The organism is Exiguobacterium sp. s6 (genome assembly GCF_018618155.1).
GTDB lineage: Bacteria > Bacillota > Bacilli > Exiguobacteriales > Exiguobacteriaceae > Exiguobacterium > Exiguobacterium mexicanum_A.
The window spans coordinates 49,752-66,242 of sequence record NZ_JACSLN010000005.1; the positions used below are offsets into that span (position 1 = coordinate 49,752).

The 16,491-nt window shown below is 42.7% G+C and carries 16 protein-coding genes; 3 read left to right on the forward strand and 13 right to left on the reverse strand.

Annotated elements, in window-relative coordinates:
* Window positions 1–5: 5 nt before the first annotated feature.
* Window positions 6–962, reverse strand: a complete 957-nt coding sequence (egtD, locus tag KNP75_RS14735; RefSeq protein ID WP_214879304.1) for an L-histidine N(alpha)-methyltransferase — start codon at window positions 960–962, stop codon at window positions 6–8.
* Complete coding sequence (gene egtB, locus KNP75_RS14740; protein WP_251128384.1) at window positions 959–2,209, reverse strand: ergothioneine biosynthesis protein EgtB; 1,251 nt, start codon at window positions 2,207–2,209, stop codon at window positions 959–961. The genes egtD and egtB overlap by 4 nt, the downstream gene beginning before the upstream one ends.
* Before the next feature lie 363 nt (window positions 2,210–2,572).
* Here egtB and KNP75_RS14745 point away from each other — a divergent pair, with 363 nt between their 5' ends.
* A complete protein-coding gene (locus tag KNP75_RS14745) occupies window positions 2,573–3,187 on the forward strand; it encodes a flavodoxin family protein (RefSeq protein ID WP_214879302.1) in 615 nt (204 codons plus the stop codon).
* 83 nt (window positions 3,188–3,270) lie between these two features.
* Here KNP75_RS14745 and KNP75_RS14750 read toward each other — a convergent pair whose 3' ends face one another.
* The 4 genes from KNP75_RS14750 to KNP75_RS14760 form a co-directional block, all read right to left on the reverse strand.
* On the reverse strand, window positions 3,271–3,885 hold the full coding sequence (locus KNP75_RS14750; RefSeq protein ID WP_214879300.1) for a helix-turn-helix domain-containing protein: 615 nt from the start codon (window positions 3,883–3,885) through the stop codon (window positions 3,271–3,273).
* 478 nt (window positions 3,886–4,363) lie between these two features.
* Window positions 4,364–4,495 (reverse strand): hypothetical protein, encoded by a 132-nt coding sequence (locus KNP75_RS15775; RefSeq protein WP_285800850.1) that lies wholly within the window; start codon window positions 4,493–4,495, stop codon window positions 4,364–4,366.
* A 140-nt stretch (window positions 4,496–4,635) separates the two neighbouring features.
* Complete coding sequence (locus tag KNP75_RS14755; protein ID WP_214704260.1) at window positions 4,636–4,833, reverse strand: hypothetical protein; 198 nt, start codon at window positions 4,831–4,833, stop codon at window positions 4,636–4,638.
* A 400-nt stretch (window positions 4,834–5,233) separates the two neighbouring features.
* Entirely contained in the window at window positions 5,234–5,689 is a 456-nt protein-coding gene (locus KNP75_RS14760; RefSeq protein WP_214879298.1) for a JAB domain-containing protein, read from the reverse strand.
* Between the two features lie 1,132 nt (window positions 5,690–6,821).
* Here KNP75_RS14760 and KNP75_RS14765 point away from each other — a divergent pair.
* Window positions 6,822–8,006: an iron-containing alcohol dehydrogenase gene (locus tag KNP75_RS14765; RefSeq protein ID WP_214879296.1), complete on the forward strand. Its 1,185-nt coding sequence runs from the start codon at window positions 6,822–6,824 to the stop codon at window positions 8,004–8,006.
* 281 nt (window positions 8,007–8,287) lie between these two features.
* Here the strand turns inward: KNP75_RS14765 and KNP75_RS14770 are convergent, their stop codons facing one another.
* A complete protein-coding gene (locus KNP75_RS14770; RefSeq protein WP_214879294.1) occupies window positions 8,288–8,944 on the reverse strand; it encodes a bifunctional 4-hydroxy-2-oxoglutarate aldolase/2-dehydro-3-deoxy-phosphogluconate aldolase in 657 nt (218 codons plus the stop codon).
* Between the two features lie 110 nt (window positions 8,945–9,054).
* On the opposite strand from KNP75_RS14770, the gene KNP75_RS14775 reads away from it, so the two are divergent.
* A complete protein-coding gene (locus KNP75_RS14775) occupies window positions 9,055–9,819 on the forward strand; it encodes an IclR family transcriptional regulator (protein ID WP_214879292.1) in 765 nt (254 codons plus the stop codon).
* A 76-nt stretch (window positions 9,820–9,895) separates the two neighbouring features.
* Here KNP75_RS14775 and KNP75_RS14780 read toward each other — a convergent pair whose 3' ends face one another.
* The 6 genes from KNP75_RS14780 to KNP75_RS14805 form a co-directional block, all read right to left on the reverse strand.
* Window positions 9,896–10,852 (reverse strand): sugar kinase, encoded by a 957-nt coding sequence (locus KNP75_RS14780; RefSeq protein ID WP_214879290.1) that lies wholly within the window; start codon window positions 10,850–10,852, stop codon window positions 9,896–9,898.
* A 57-nt stretch (window positions 10,853–10,909) separates the two neighbouring features.
* Window positions 10,910–11,914 (reverse strand): 2-keto-3-deoxygluconate transporter, encoded by a 1,005-nt coding sequence (gene kdgT, locus KNP75_RS14785; RefSeq protein WP_214699739.1) that lies wholly within the window; start codon window positions 11,912–11,914, stop codon window positions 10,910–10,912.
* A gap of 78 nt (window positions 11,915–11,992) precedes the next feature.
* Complete coding sequence (locus KNP75_RS14790; RefSeq protein ID WP_214879288.1) at window positions 11,993–12,442, reverse strand: NanQ anomerase/TabA/YiaL family protein; 450 nt, start codon at window positions 12,440–12,442, stop codon at window positions 11,993–11,995.
* A 44-nt stretch (window positions 12,443–12,486) separates the two neighbouring features.
* On the reverse strand, window positions 12,487–13,317 hold the full coding sequence (kduI, locus tag KNP75_RS14795; RefSeq protein ID WP_214879285.1) for a 5-dehydro-4-deoxy-D-glucuronate isomerase: 831 nt from the start codon (window positions 13,315–13,317) through the stop codon (window positions 12,487–12,489).
* A 306-nt stretch (window positions 13,318–13,623) separates the two neighbouring features.
* Window positions 13,624–15,978 (reverse strand): heavy metal translocating P-type ATPase, encoded by a 2,355-nt coding sequence (locus KNP75_RS14800; protein ID WP_215190749.1) that lies wholly within the window; start codon window positions 15,976–15,978, stop codon window positions 13,624–13,626.
* Between the two features lie 145 nt (window positions 15,979–16,123).
* Window positions 16,124–16,456: an ArsR/SmtB family transcription factor gene (locus tag KNP75_RS14805; RefSeq protein ID WP_214879282.1), complete on the reverse strand. Its 333-nt coding sequence runs from the start codon at window positions 16,454–16,456 to the stop codon at window positions 16,124–16,126.
* Between the last annotated feature and the right edge of the window lie 35 nt (window positions 16,457–16,491).

Genomic DNA, 16,491 nt, shown 5'->3' on the forward strand with positions numbered 1-16,491 from the left:
CCCTTTTATTGATGGCCCACTTCCATGACACAGACACTGAAATAGGTAAGTTCGTCGGAAATGACACGTTTTAATCGAAGACCACTCTCCTCGCTCAAGCGTTCGATGTCGTTCAAGTCGAATTTATAGGAGTTCTCTGTATGGATCGTCTCTCCCTCAGCAAATGTGATCAGGTCCCCATCGAGCGATATCGTCTGATTGACCAGGCTTTGAAGGTGCATCTCGATCCGACCCTCCTGCTCATTGTAGAATGAAATATGTTCAAAGGCGGTCTCATCAATATGGCTTCCGCACTCTCGATTGATACGGGTCAGCAAGTTTTTATTGAAGGCCGAGGTCACGCCATCCGCGTCATTATATGCGGCCTCGATGATTGACCGTTCTTTTTTTCTGTCCACCCCGATGATCAACAAGTCACCGTTTGATAGACGTGTCCGGACATGGCGAAGAAACTCGATGGCCGCTTCGGGTTCAAAGTTACCGATTGTTGAGCCTGGGAAAAACACAATCGTCCGTTCCGTATCAAACGTCGGAATCTCGAATGACTTCGTATAATCAGCACTGACTCCAGTCATCGTGACATCTGGATACTTAAGGCTCAACCTCCGTAATGTCTCGTTTAAAAAATCCGTCGAGATGTCAATCGGGACATAGGCCTGAATCGCATCCATCTCATCGAGTAAAATCTTTGTTTTGGTACTACTGCCACTTCCCAACTCGACCAACGTCGTCGGTCGATCAAAGTAGAGTCGAAGGATGTCTGTCGAGGATGTCAGGATTGCTGTTTCTGTCCGTGTCTGATAATACTCGGGAAGTGTCGTGATGTCTTCGAAGAGACGCGACCCTGTTTCGTCATATAAAAACTTGGATGAGATGGTTTTAGGTGTCTTCATCAACCCCATGACTAGATCTTTCGCTGACGCCTTCCCTTGCATGGTGGTCTCATCATGATAGCGACTCATACGTTGTCCGCCAATCGGATACCACTAAACTGCCAACGCATGTGGGGATAGAAGAAATTCCGATACGACGCCCGAATATGGGTGCGTGGCGTGACGCAGGCCCCTCCCCTTAGTACAATCTGATTCGACATGAATTTTGCGTTGTACTCACCAAGTGCGCCATCAAGGGGTTTGCTTCGGGGATACGACATATAAGGACTTTGCGTCCATTCCCACACGTCACCGAAGGCTTTCATGAATGTTTCATCCTTATACTGAGAGTCGGGATGGAAATAGCCATCTTCCATAAAGTTTCCTTCTAGCGGAAGCGCACCAAGTGCCACTTCCCACTCTTGCTCGGTCGGGAGGCGATATCCCGCCCATCTTGCATAAGCATCAGCTTCATAAAAGCTCACATGACAGACCGGTGCGCTAGGGTCTATCGGCATCAATCCGTTTAGCGTGAACGTACACCAGGTCTCTCCGTCTCGTTGCCAATAGCCCGGTGCCTCAATTTTATTGTCTTTCACAAAACTCCATCCATCAGACAACCAATATTCTGCTTTTTGATATCCTTCGTCTTCGATGAATGAAATGTATTCTGCATTTGTCACTGGACGATTGGCCAATCTAAACGGATGCATGTAGGTCTTATGCCGCGGACGCTCATTGTCAAAAGAGAATCCCACTCCATCATGTCCGACTTCAGCCATCCCGCCTTCGAACGTATGAAACTCTAATCGAGGCGCCATGCCCCCTTCCCGATTGCTCCTCTGATTAAAGATAGGACGAAGCGGGTTAAACGAAAAGTTATAAAGAATATCCATCAGGATGAGTTCCTGGTGTTGTTGCTCATGCTGCAATCCCATCTCGATCAACTCCAGGACGTCTTCTGACATCTTGTCATTCTTGAAAAATGCATCCATCTCATCATCGACATGGCGACGATAGGCCAGCGTCTGGGAAACGGTAGGTCTCGAAATATTGCCTCGTTTCGCCTGTGGATGAGGCTCTCCGACCGATTCATAATAAGAGTTGAACAGATAAAAGAACGTTGAATCAAACGGTATGTAACCTTCGATATGTTCTTTCAAGATGAACTGTTCAAAGAACCATGTCGTATGCGCCAAGTGCCACTTCGTCGGGCTGACGAACGAAGTGGCCTGGATCATGAAATCTTCAATCTCCAATTTTGACACCAAGCCCATCGTAGCACCACGTACCAAATGGAATTTTTCGCTCAGGTGTTGTTGGGTTGAAATAGACAAGACGCTTCACTTCCTTTTCAGAGAATCAAGATTTTTTCTTTCACATTAGATTACCCGTTTTGTCAAAATATAAATGTAAGCGCGCTCACATCTATTTTTCCACTCCTCTGTTACGATGCGTCTGAGCAATATGAGCAATATAGGGTGTGCGATGAATACAATGTCGCTTAGAGAGGTTACATCCGTGAGAAGTTCGGGTACATGACCGTGTAGTCTTGAGATGCGTATTCTAAAAGCGAAGAAGGTTCCTGTGATTCATTCTGCCAAACATCATCATCGTACATATCTCATTTCATGACTTCTAATGAAAAGAAACAGTGAAAATGTTGAAGCGTGTCAAACATTACGAGGGAGGAATGTTACATGAAAGCACTATTTTTGAACTGTTCGTTGAAAGGTGGAGACACGATTTCTCATACGGAGGGTCTTATGAAAGACATCATCCCCCACTTCGAAAAGCTAGGGGTTGATTCTGAAATCGTTCGCGTCGCAGACTACAACGTTTCATTCGGTGTCACCGAGGATGAAGGGGACGGGGACGAATGGCCACAGATTTTTAAAAAGGTGAAAGAATCTGACATCCTCATCATAGGCACACCGCTTTGGCTTGGAGAGAAAAGTAGCATCGCGACTCAAGTCATTGAACGCTTGTACGGTGGAAGCGGGCTGAAAAATGAACACGGTCAGGCCATCTACTACAACAAAGTCGGTGGCGTTGTCGTCACAGGGAACGAAGACGGGGCCAAACACGCTTGCGCATCGGTACTTTATGGGCTCTCCCATATCGGTTTCACCGTCCCACCGAATGTAGACGCGTACTGGGTCGGAGAGGCGGGACCAGGAGCCTCTTATCTAGATGCCGGTCGCGAAAATGCGTTCACTAAAAAGAATGGGCGTTTCCTGGCATATAATCTCTACCATTTCGCGAAGATGTTGAAAGATCATCCAATCCCAGCTGAAGGAAATATCATGCCTTAAGCGGCATTAACCGATACAAATGACCTGACCTCTTAGATGGGTCAAGTGAAAAGGAGCTTCTCTTATGGATAGAGAGGCTCCTTCTACATGCATCCATGTTTCCCCTTCACCCGATCAAGTCGAATCTTCTCAATCAACGCATGAATAATTTGTTCATTTCTCCCCGCGAAATCTTTGTTGAAGGGAATCCGCTCCCCTTCGAACATAAAATAACCGAGCAGGTATGGGACTCGTGGTCTCGCATAACCCCAAGTATACTTCGAGCAACGTGCCCACACCTCGGCTCCGAACTCTTTCGAATACCGCATATGCTCGACAGCAGCATTGACTTCTGATTTCTTCAGGACAAAGTAGTCCTCAAAGACGAATTTGCCGAGAAGCTCGTACCACATCTCCTCGCGGGCTCGCTCTTTAATCGCTTCTACATCGACTTCGACGTGATATAGAGCCTCTTCTTCATTCTTGACGACATCCCGAGAACCCCCTGTCACTGACTCCGGATACAGCTCCCATCCTTCAGGCATCCGTTCTTTGATGAACTGTTCGAGCGCCTCCTCACTGATCCGATAGCCTTTTTTACGCGACTCGAGCGGTTCTGCCTGGATCACGCCTTTCCGTACCCAGTTGCGGACCGTCTCTTTATGAGTCGTGAGCTTGTTCTTCGATAAGATCTCAAATGCCTCGTCAATCGTATACATAATAGACCTCCTTTAATACAATGATGATTTTATTAAAAAATACCATGAACATTGTATTAAATTGAGCTGATTCTTTAATCAATTTCGAATCGTTCACAATTTACTGAACGGATACCAAACAAAAACACCATTCGACCGAATGGTTTTCCTTGCGTGGCGTGAGACGCGCCCAAGCTCTTGGTTTTGACGTTGCTCTTACGCTCCGTGTCTCCCGTTAGAAAAGGCCAGGAACATAGAGATGCGGCTTATGAGCCAGCAGCTCTTGTTATCGGTCCGTCAGGGGGCAGCGGTGCGATGAGCGACTTCGCCCTAAGGCGTTAGACGCTCACGCATGAGCCCGGATCACCATTCCTTCTCCCATGCCCCGTCCTCAGAGACTCCCCAATCCTCGAACCGATACTTGATGAGCCAATGGACATGCATCACTTCATATTCGAATATACCCTTGGATAGCTCCGAAACGACGAAACTGACCTCTCTATCGGCCACCACCCATGTCCCATATAGATATACGCTCTTGATCGGGACGCGCCATCAATTCAGAGAACACGGTCCGGACGAACGGATCTAATCCATCGAACGCATAGTCATTAAGTAGCCGCTCGTCCATCACGTCTCATTCCTTTCAGTTTTTATAGATTGATTCCCGATACTTATGTGATTCACGCCTCGTTCAAAGACTCTCAAGAAAAATGAAAATGTATACACGTATACAAATCTACAAGTATATATGTATACATTTTGAAACAATCAATTATGTACTTGCAACGTGTTCGTATTAAAGAAGACTGTCATCTGTTTCAATCGTTCCCCTTCTTTCACCTCACAAAGGATATCCATGCTCACCAACTCGAATGCCTCAGGGTCGATGTCCATCCGTTCAGGAAGTCTTCTAAGCAATACCTCTTTCATCTCTTCAATCGTTTGTTGGTCCAATGTGTGATTCATTTGAATCATCCTCTCCTGTTGATAGCTCAACGATACCTTGAATCTGACCACTCGACATCTCGGCTTATTTCATATAAGCCCTGGGCTTGTTTGAAACAAGCCCAGGGCTTACGTAGGAAAAACGACCATTTTCACCAAACAAGCACTCATTTTTCATTAATACAAACATCGCAAATACACATTTATGAAAAAACAGAGCAACGTGATTTCTTTATGCCTTTGACTTCTCACCAAATCATTTGTTTTCGCCACGCGAAAACATTCCTTTTCCCGGATCCGAATTCTGGATCCAGGTGAGAGCAGCGCGAGTCGCCGAACCCGTCAAAGAAAAACGTATGTTTTTCCTCCTTGCCCTTGCCGGACGGACCAGGACCGGTCCCCCGGCCCCGCTCCTTTCCATTCAACCCATGTAACCTCGCTGTTTCATGCTGACGTACGACTCGTCCACACCGAGGATGAGATGGTCGAGCACCGGGATGCCGATGAGGTCCCCCGCTTCATGTAACCGTTCGGAGACGAGGATGTCCTCCCGGCTCGGGGTCGGGTCACCGCTCGGATGCTGATGACAAACGATGAGGCACGAAGCGTTGTTCAAGATGGCGCATTTGAAGACTTCCCGTGGGTGCACGACGCTCGAGTTGACGCTCCCGACGTGCGCCCGGTGGACGCCGATGACCCGGTTCTTCGTGTTGAGCATAATGACAAGGAACACTTCACGGTCATCATCCCCGATGAATGATGCGCCGATTTGGCTGGCGCTTTCCGGAGAGTGGATGATGACGTGCTCGAGGGCGACCATTTCCTCGCGAACCTCTTGTTTGATACGGATGACCTCGATGATGGCGGATAGTTCCATGATAGTTTGTCCCCTTTCGGATAAGCTGTCCTCAGAACGAACACCGTTGTGCGTCCTGTTGACGGATTCGTTGCGAGCGTCGGGAGACGGTGCAAGGGCGACCGGAGGGAGAGCCTCAAAAAAAATGCGTAGAGCGCACATAGGACCTGGCTTCCGTAGCCAACGAGCGAAAAGCCTTGCTTTGAGCCTGAAGCGAAGGAAGACGGGCCGGAGGGCGCGTCATTTTTTTGACGTCCCTTGCACCGATGACCAGCGAGCTAGAGTACGGAAACAGGACGCACGGATCAACCAATCACGAAAAAGGCTGTTCAAAAAAAGAAGAAATGGGTATAAAACAGGAACGAACGTTCGTTTTTTTAAAGAGAGGGATTATGATGATAATGTATCGAGACCGAGGTGAGCTCAAATGGATCCCCTTCCTCACCCGAGGTCTTTCTTCCTTTTGTCATACATCAGCCCGTCTCTGTTCTCAAATCCGTTAATTCGCTATGACCAATATACTTATTGATCTAGTGATAGAGAACGGAATAATGACTGAATTAATATTTGGAAACTGCCTCCATCAACGTGAGCTCATTAACTCAGTCACGAGCGACGCCATCTTCAGTTCTCTCGCATAAAGTTTCCATGAACAAAATTGTAAGAATACCTCTCCCCTTCTGACTTAAATCTGAAGTCTCATCTTTCAAAGGTGCTCTTCAAAACACCAGTGGTCTCAAAAATCTCTTTTAATGTATCCCCCTCAAATTCAATCATTCAAATCACGTCCGATTTTTGATCGAAAAAATGCATTCATTGCAAAACTTAAAACGTATTACATTAACAAACTTTGTATAGATTTTAATAAGCAAAAGAGATATAATTTAAATGCGGAACGTAGTTCCGCATAGTGGAACTATTTAATTTTATTCTTGTACCATTGATTAAAAAGACAATATATCCGTCTTTTTTATTTCTAAAATATAATATTTTATAAAATTAAGTACTATTTGGGCTTTATCTTGGTTAAACAAGTTAACACATGAGATTTGAGTGCAAAAATGTTAATTAGTAAATCACTCTAAACTAAGGTGTTGTTAACTTTTTAATATATAGAATATCACAATAATTTAAGAGGAAAAGGAGAATTAGAATGGATAACTTTAATTGGAATTTCCCTACAGAATTAGTTTATGGCGAAGGTAGAATTTCTGAGATTGGTAAGATAGCTAAAATGCACGGGAAAAAAGCTATGATTGCTACATACGAGAAGGGAGGATTTTTAGATCCGATTATTGACAAAGTCGAATCTTCTTTAAACGAGGCAGGCGTTGAATTCATAACGTTTACCGGAATCGAACCCAACCCACGTGCCCAAACGATTGATAAAGCAATTGAAACTTTTAAAGCCGAGAATTGTGACCTAGTTATTGCGTTAGGCGGGGGAAGCGTAATCGATGGTTCAAAATATATTGCAGCAACTAGTTTTTCAGGTGGGAAATCGTGGGATTATGTAGTATTAGGTGATCGAGTCCCTAGAGAGTACACGGGTGCATACCCAATAATTTCAATCCCAACAATTTCAGCTTCTGGCTCTGAGTGTAATGCAGGTGGTGTTTTGACTAACTCAGAAACAAATGAGAAGAGTTTTTCTAGATCTCCGTATAGATATCCAAAAGTTGCTATAGTTGATCCAGCCTTGTTAACTTCTGTCCCATTATCAATCACAAAAGATAGTTGTGTTGATATATTTTCTCATTTAATTGAACATTATTTGTCGAGCCAAGCAGAATCAGAATTTGCAGATAGAGCAACTGAAGGCATGATTTTAACATTAAAAGAAAATTTTGATAAAGTAATTGAGAATCCTAATGATTTGGATGTAAGAGGTCAAATTGCTTTGTGTTCTATCTTTGGTTGGTCTGGTTTTCAAGCACTCGGTCGCTTAGGTTCTATCCCAATGCATTCAATTGAAATGCCTTTGAGCGCTATTTATGATTTACCACATGCAAGAGGTATGACTATTATTATTCCTCCTTATCTTGAATTAATGGCAGAAACTATGCCTTCAAGATGGGCCAAGCTAGCTAGAAGATGTTTCGATGTCGTTGAAGAGGATGATATTAAAGCAGCTAAGATGCTTTCTGTAAAAGTAGTCGAATGGCTAAAATCCACTGGTTCGTATCTAACACTTGCTGACGTCAATATTCCTGCTGATCAATTTGAAAAAATGGCTGATGACGTAGTAAGAATGTTCCCAGGAAGCGAACCGAACACTACGACAGGACCAAGACCTATTACTAAGCAAGAGATCATTAAAATTTATGAAATGAGTTAACTACTGTTAAGTCATTTCATAAAAAAGACAGTTGGAACTTACACTTTAAATGGTTCACCAAAATTTTCTTCAATCATTTGAAGAGTTCTGTAAAACTTTACGCTATCCAAAATACAAAAGATAAAGTGCGATCGTCCCGATATCAATTGGAACGATTGCACTTTTACATTATGATAAAGCACACATTTGACGAGGTGCTTTAATACAATCAAACGGCTCGGGCCCTTTTAAGTTAAGGATCCAAGCCGTTTGATTTAGTTCTAGACATATTTGTCTTCAATTCATTTACTAAGTTCGTCTCTTGCTTCACGTACTTTTTCAACATACTGTTCAGCATATTCGGTGACCAACTCATAGTTGTCAGTTTCCGCTGGTGTAACTAGATTTCCCCCTACCCCAACAGCTATCGATCCGTTTTTGATCCATTCTTTTACATTCTCTAAATTCACTCCTCCTGTAGGCATTATATTTACTTGAGGAAGCGGTGCTTTCACAGCTTTAATGAAGTCAGGACCGAAATTGTTTCCAGGGAATAATTTAACGATATCTACACCCGCTTCGAGAGCGCACTTCATTTCCGTCACCGTCATACATCCAGGCATATATGGAATTTGATACACATTGCACAGTCTTGCAGTATCTTTATCAAAACACGGACCTACTATAAATTGTGCGCCTGCAAGGATAGCGATTCTAGCTGTAGCTGAATCGAGAACTGTTCCGGCCCCAATGACAACACTGGCATCATCTTTATACTTGTTATGCAGTTCCATGATGACAGTTTCTGCATTTTCAATGGTAAAGGTAACCTCGATACTCTTGATTCCACCTGCTATACAGGCATCTGAAATTTTAATGGCTTTCTCTCTAGAATCTGCTCTTACAACTGCCACGACGCCACAATCAATAATATTATTCAAAACTTTTAATTTTTTCATTACTTTCCCCTCACTTTTAATGTGATTACAATATTTATATATTAAGTTTTACAAAACGAAGTTCTCATCGTATCATTTAATAAAATATAAAATTTAAAGAGGTTAAAACTATGTCGAACGTTCAATCATTAGAACGAGCTCTTACTATCTTAAACAAACTATCAGAGTACCCTGAGGGTCTCAAAATTTCTCAATTGACTGAGCATCTAGACCTATCGAAAAGTACGATTCACAGATTATTAACAACGTTATCTAGTATGAACTACATTACAAAAAACCCTGAGACAAGCCAATATAAACTCGGGATGCAAATTCTTTTCTTATCAAGGAACATTTTGAATAATAACGAAATCATTAATGCCGCAAAACCCTTCATACAGAAATTGTCTAAAAGCATAAACGAAACCGTCCATTTGTGTATCGAAGATCGGGGCGAAGTCATTTACATTGATAAAATCGAAAGTAATCAAATCATTCGTATGTTTTCTCGAATTGGAAGCCGTGGTCCGATGTATTGTACCGCAGTCGGAAAAGTTCTTCTTTCTGGAATGGAAACTGATCTTTTCGAGGAAAATATCGAAAAAATAAATTTTATTCCTCGGACACCCAATACAATCACGACAGCACAAGCTTTGCGTGATGAAATCACGAAAGTCAAAAATCAAAAATATGCACTCGACAATATTGAGAACGAGGAAGGAATTCGATGTATTGCTGCCCCTATCTATAATTTCAAAGGCGAAATAGTTGCTAGCTTTAGTGTGTCAGGACCGAGTAATCGCATCACGATGGAAGTTATAAATTCTACACTGATTACTGAAATGAAAAAAACAAGCCTCGAAATTTCAAGAAATTTAGGCTATACGGAGTCTTGATAGATACTTCTCATTAAGAGAAAATAAAGGGGGCCGTCTAAAAAAGTCCCCCTTTATTAATCAATAATGAAGATTACTAAACAGATGGGTTAATCATTTGTGAGCTTATAAACTTTTGTAATTCATGACGGTCAGGCAACCCTTCGTTATCTCCAGAAGACGTGACTACCAATGCTCCAATCGCGGTCCCGCGGAGTACTGCATCTTCTAGTGGTAAATTCTCTAAAATACCACTCACTACACCAACGGCAAATCCGTCACCTGCCCCAACAGTATCAACTACTTGCTCGACAGCAAAACCACTTGTGAAAAATTGAGCTCCTTCAGTACTAGTGAATGCACCCTTTTCGCCCAATTTAACGACTACTGTTTCCACACCTAGATTATGATAAAATACCACGATGTCTTGAAGATCTTCACTTCCTGTTAGAATCTCTCCTTCTGCCACACCGGGAAAAACGATATCTGCTAACGAAGCAAGTTCATTAATCACTTGCACCATTTCACTTTCTTCATTCCATAGTCCGGGGCGTAAGTTTGGATCAAATGAAATTCGAACTTTTCTCTTTCTTGCCTCATTCATTAATTTGAAAACCATATTTCTACATCCTCTAGACAACGCTGGGGGGATGCCCGTAACGTGAACGTGTTCAACACCATCCCAATCAATTTTCTCAATTGTATCTACGTCCATTGTTGATGCAGCAGAGTTTTTTCGTGCAGAAAACACTTCAGGATCAAGTTTTTCAACTTTCTGTTTCCATTGCATGCCAGTTAAATGATTTTCTTCATAAGTGACATAACTAATATCAATAGAGTTTTCCACTAAAAAATTCTCAATGGTCTTCCCGAATGGATCTTTCCCTAATTTTGTGATATAGGTGGTTTGGTGTCCTAAACGAGACATACCAATCGAAAAATTAATTTCGGCTCCAGCTACAGAACGTTCAAATTGAGTCACGTTTTCTAGAGGACCTTCTTCTTGAGCAATAAATAGAGCCATCGGCTCGCCTATGGTGATTATTTTACTCATATATGTTTCTCCTTTACAAAAGACATTTTTTGATTTGAATTTAGCTAAATGCCTCAATTATAAAACTTCTTGAAGGTCTTTCTCAATATTATTATTTTTATCATTATTTCTATCTTTATTTTTCATGTATTTTGCCCAATAGGCTGTCAGAATAGGTACTAAAATCGAAGTCACAATAACTGATGCAGCTACTAAAGCAGTGGCTGATTGGGCGACAGGTAGAAATTCCGGCTTCATTGTCGCAATGATCATAGGGTTCGCAACAGCTGCTCCTGCTGTACTTGAAGCAGCAAGACCTGCTGTCCCATTTCCCCCACCAATAAATTTATCGGCTAGAATCAATGGAATACCGGTCACGATGATTACCAACACTCCCAAAATAACTCCTCCGAGGCCAGTTTCAAGAATTACTTTCAAATCAATTGCGTTACCTAATGCGAATCCGAAGAAAGGAATCATCACATGTGAAGCTCTACTAAAGAAATCTCGCAAATCACTATCTAAATTCCCAAGTAAAAATCCTAACAGGAATGGTAACACTGCACCTACAAAAACATGTGGTTCAAAAGCTGCCAAACCAGTTGATCCAAGTATAAGCATAGTAACCAAAGGGCCTGATTCAATCGACATCAATACGAACGCGCCAGCTTCTTCTTTAGTACCGTATTGTTGCATAATTGAAGCATACAAACCACCATTTGTCATGTCCATCGCTGCAATCAAGGCCAGTACGGAGAATCCTGCAAAAATACCTGTTTGAATTCCATCTACAGGAATATATGCTGAAGCAATAATCGCAACTATCCACGCAACCGCAATTTTTGTTAAAACGAGTGTCCCTGATTTTCTTAATACCGTTCCTGTCGCCTTGATATTAATGCCCGTACCCATACAGAAAAACCATACTGCTAAAATCGGCACAGTTCCCGTCATTAGTCCATTCGTGAATGATCCAAAGTACTCGCCTGAAGTTGGTGCAAACGTATGGATAATCGCTCCCAGAAACAGCGGGACTAACATTAATCCTCCCGGGATTTTTTGGATTGTTTTCATGATTTTCATTTCTACACACCTTTCTTTTTGAGTGAAAACTGGAGGTATCATTGATAGAAATTGTTAATGTTAACGCTTTCAAAAAAATCAATTACGAACTTTTAATACAACCTTCCGAACCTTTTGTGGATGCTGAGAAACTACACCTGTCATATGTGAATCTTCAGGGAAACAAATCATTACATCACCTGGTTTTAAAATAATCATGGAATTCATATCACCTTCAAAAAAGGTGGCATCTTTTTCAGAATCATATGCTTTTGTCACTTTTTGAGATTCAATATGATCATATCCTATCTTCTCTTCACCCTCTAAAATGAAATGGATATCACAATATTTCTTGTGAGCCTCCCAAAAGCATTCTGTCGCTTCCTTCGTTTGATATTCATTTAAGAAAAAGAAAGAATCGTCTTCTAACTCATGCCGTCCCGGAGAATACTCAGAAAAATCAATTTCCTTTAAAACAGATAGTACTTTTTGTACTCTCTCACCTAACATTTCATTTGATTTCAAATCTGTCAATTTACCTGTAATCATCTCGACACGTCCTTTGCTCTATTAATTTTTGAGTCGCTCAATTTTTATTTCATTTCCTTCAAATCGACTGAAATCGCATCACTAATGTCCTTATTATCGCCTGCCATTCCCCAAACAAATGCGTAGTTGCTAGTTGCTGAGCCACAGTGAATTGACCATGGAGGTGAAATTACGGCTTGTTCATTTTTCATAATCAAATGTCTAGTCTCAAGCGGATCTCCCATAAAATGAAATAGACGGGCATTATCATCTAAATCGATATACAGATATACTTCTGTTCTTCGATCATGTGTATGAGTGGGAACAGAATTCCAAACACTTCCTGCATCTAATTGAGTCATTCCCATGACAATTTGACAGCTTTGAATACCTTCCGCATGAATAAATCGACGAATGACTCGTTTATTCGCATTCTCTGCGCTTCCTAATCGATCACCTTTGATTGCACTAAACGACACGTGTTGGACTGGAAACTCTTTATGTGCGGGAGCTGAGAATACATAATATTTCGCAGGATTTTCAGATGATTCGCTCTCAAATGACAATTTTTTCTTCCCTAGTCCAACATATAAGCAATCTTTGTTTTCCATATCGTAAAAATCATCATCGACGGTAACTTTTCCTTTGCCACCTACGTTAAAAATCCCTACTTCTCTTCTTTCAAGAAAATACGTAGCTTTGATGTGCTCATCACCTTTTAGAGAAAGTGGTTTATTCTCAGGAGTAATACCACCTACTATGATTCGATCTTCCATTGAATAAACTAGTTTGATTTCTCCTGAAACAAATAAGTCTTCTACTAAATAATTGCTTCGCAATTCTTCTGTGCTAAATTTGGTCGCCTGCGTTGGATGCGTTGAATATCTAGTTTCCATGCTGGTTACATCTCCCTTTTATATAGTTTATGGCTACTTCTCCAAAAAAGAATGCGGTTACATTTAGTAAGAAAAAAATAATAGAATCACAACTTTTTTATCCCACAATGCGGAACAGCGTTCTATAATATGATTATATGCCACGTTTCTAAAAAAAACCACGAAAATATTGTCAAAAAAACGAACGATTTTTATTATCGATGAAATCTAAAATAAAAGAGGGTCCGACCACCAAAAAAACGGTAGCTAGACCCTCCTTTTATTAAAAAGCTTTAAAATTGGTTAGTTATATTCCAGCCTCTTTGATTAATTCATACTTCGCTTACGCATCAACAGAAGAGCATTCAATGTTACAAGCACTGCGGCTCCCGTATCACTCAAGACGGCCATCCAGAGCGTCAACCATCCAGGAAATACAAGAAGCATGGCAATCACTTTAACCACAATAGAGAACGTGATGTTTTGCTTGATGATCCGCATCGTCGCCTTGCTCAGATCAATCGTGTACGGTAATTTTTCAAGGTTGTCCGCCATCAGGACAACATCGGCCGTTTCTAACGCAGTGTCTGTTCCTGCCCCTCCCATCGCGATACTCAGGTCAGATGTGACGAATGCGGGGGCATCATTGATTCCGTCACCGACCATGGCCACTCGAAAACCATTCGATTTTAATTTTTTGACCGCATCAACCTTTTCCTCAGGAAGCAATCCTGCATGAACCTCATCAATCACTAGATGTTCCGCTACGTGAGCGGCTGCACCCGGACTGTCCCCGGTCAACATCACAAGTCGTTGGATTCCACTTTTTTCTTTAAGTTGGCGCAAGGCGATTTGGCTCTCCTCGCGAACCTCGTCTCTGAGTAAGAACATGCCTAAGATGCCTTCATCATTCCCAACCAAGACTAAGGTGTTTCCCCCGTCCTCGGCGCTATTTACATCAATTCGTACTGACGTCAGGTCATAGTCCATCTTTTCAAACCACTTAACGCTCCCAACAAAGTACTTGTCACCCTGGTACTCGCCAATAATCCCATTCCCAACCTCGTTCCGATTCGTCTCGAATGGAAGTGGTGTGATGGACTCATTCTCCGCATACTCAACGATTGCCTTGGCGAGTGGATGATTCGATTGATTTTCCATTGAATAGGCAATCTGCAAGACATGATTCCGATCATTTGCTAACGATATAAATTTTTGTACGGATGGTTTTCCTCTCGTCAACGTGCCCGTCTTATCGAATGCGATGGCCTGGAGACCAGCCGCCTTCTCAAGGTAAACCCCACCTTTGAGCAATACCCCATTTCTTGCCGCATTCCCGATTGCGGTGACAATCGCAACCGGTGTCGAGATGACAAGCGCGCAAGGACAAGCAATGACAATCAATTCCAATCCTTTATAAAACCATTCTCCCCACGTACCCAATTGAAGTAGTGGCGGGATCACCATTAAGATCAATGCTAGCACGAAGACGATTGGCGTATAGACTTTCGAGAAGCGATCGATGAACTCCTCGCTTGGCGCTTTCCTGTCCTGTGCTTCTTCCACCATCGATATGATCGTCGATAGCGTCGTATCCTTGTATGATTTGTCTACGAAAACCTCGAGCGCACCGTCAATGTTCATCGTCCCAGCAAACACTTTTTCACCTGCCCATTTGTCGACAGGAACGGACTCGCCTGTGATCGGGGCTTGATTGACACTCGACTGACCCGTCACGACCGTCCCATCAAGCGCGAACTGATCTCCCGGTCGGACCAAGATGCGTTCACCCACTTGAACGGATTCGACTGATTTCAAGACTGGACCTCCGTCGGTCAAAACAGTCGCCTCTTTCGGGGCAAGTTGAACGAGCTGTTTGATCGAATCTCGTGTCTTATCCAAGGAGCGCGCCTGAAGAAGGTTTCCAATCGCGAATAAGAATACGACCGTCGCGCCTTCTAACCATTCACCAATCAAAGCGGCTCCAATCGCTGCGACACTCATCAGTACGTTCATGTCCAAAGATTTCGCGCGGACCGCAAAGATTGCACTCCTGAACGCCTTGCCACCACTCAGAGCCAAAGCAACGGCGTACAACACATTGATGAATAGCTCGTTTGCGCCTAGGTATTGTGAAATCATCCCTGACCCGATGAGTAGCCCGGCAATCAGCAAAAGATGGCCCGTGGTCGATTTCTTGGTTACCGTGTTCGGCTCATCTTTCAGGTGTCCATCAAACCCGATTTTCCGCAACTCCGTCTGAACCTTGCCCAGACCCAAGTCATGATTGATTTCCATCTCCCCACGAGAGAAGTGAACGGAGATGTCATGTACGTCTATCAACCCGCTGAAATGTTTCTCGATTGTCGCCGCGCAACTACTACAATCCATACCTGTGACGATATACGTGTCTTTTTGATCATCCTCGGTAGGTAAGATCAGATTGAATCCATGGTTGCTCACTGCCGACTTTAATTTTCTCAAATCAGGTTCGATAGAGCTTTCAATCTTCAAGCTAGCTGTTCCATAACTGACAGAAACGTCTTCGTAATGAGGCTGTAAGGAAAGGATGCCTTTTTGCAGTGTGACCGCACAGGACGGGCAGTCCATCCCCTCTACCCGATAGACATAGGTCGAATCAGATGCCGAAACGACTTCTCGAGGCACTTCATCGTTTTGCATAGGGGTAGAACAACATCCCACTTTTTCGCCTGATTGTTTCACGTCATCTGCAGGAGAACCGCAACACGTCGATGGATTGTCATGACTTATTGTCTCTAGCTGGTTTGAAGTCTCATTCGACTTACAACACGAGTCGCTCATGATGTCACACCTCCCCCATATGATGTTCGCAACAGGCAGGTTCGTTTCCAACTTCAATCGTCAATTTTTCGAAGAGCTGAAGCAGCTCACGTACAGTTTCATTTCGTAGCGAGTAATAAACATACTTGCCTTGGACACGTTTTATAATCAAACCGCATCCTCTCAAACACGCAAGATGTTGTGAAACATTAGACTGGTTCCCTTCAACCGTCTCAACGATTTGCGTAACGGTCTTTTCACCGTCCCGAATCGTTTCAAGAATTTGCAATCTTGTTTTATTTGAAAATCCATGTATGACACGAGCCTTCAATTCAAAATCCTCGAGAACAGATTTCATAAAGTTTTGCCTCTCCTTCATTTTTATATTAGTGA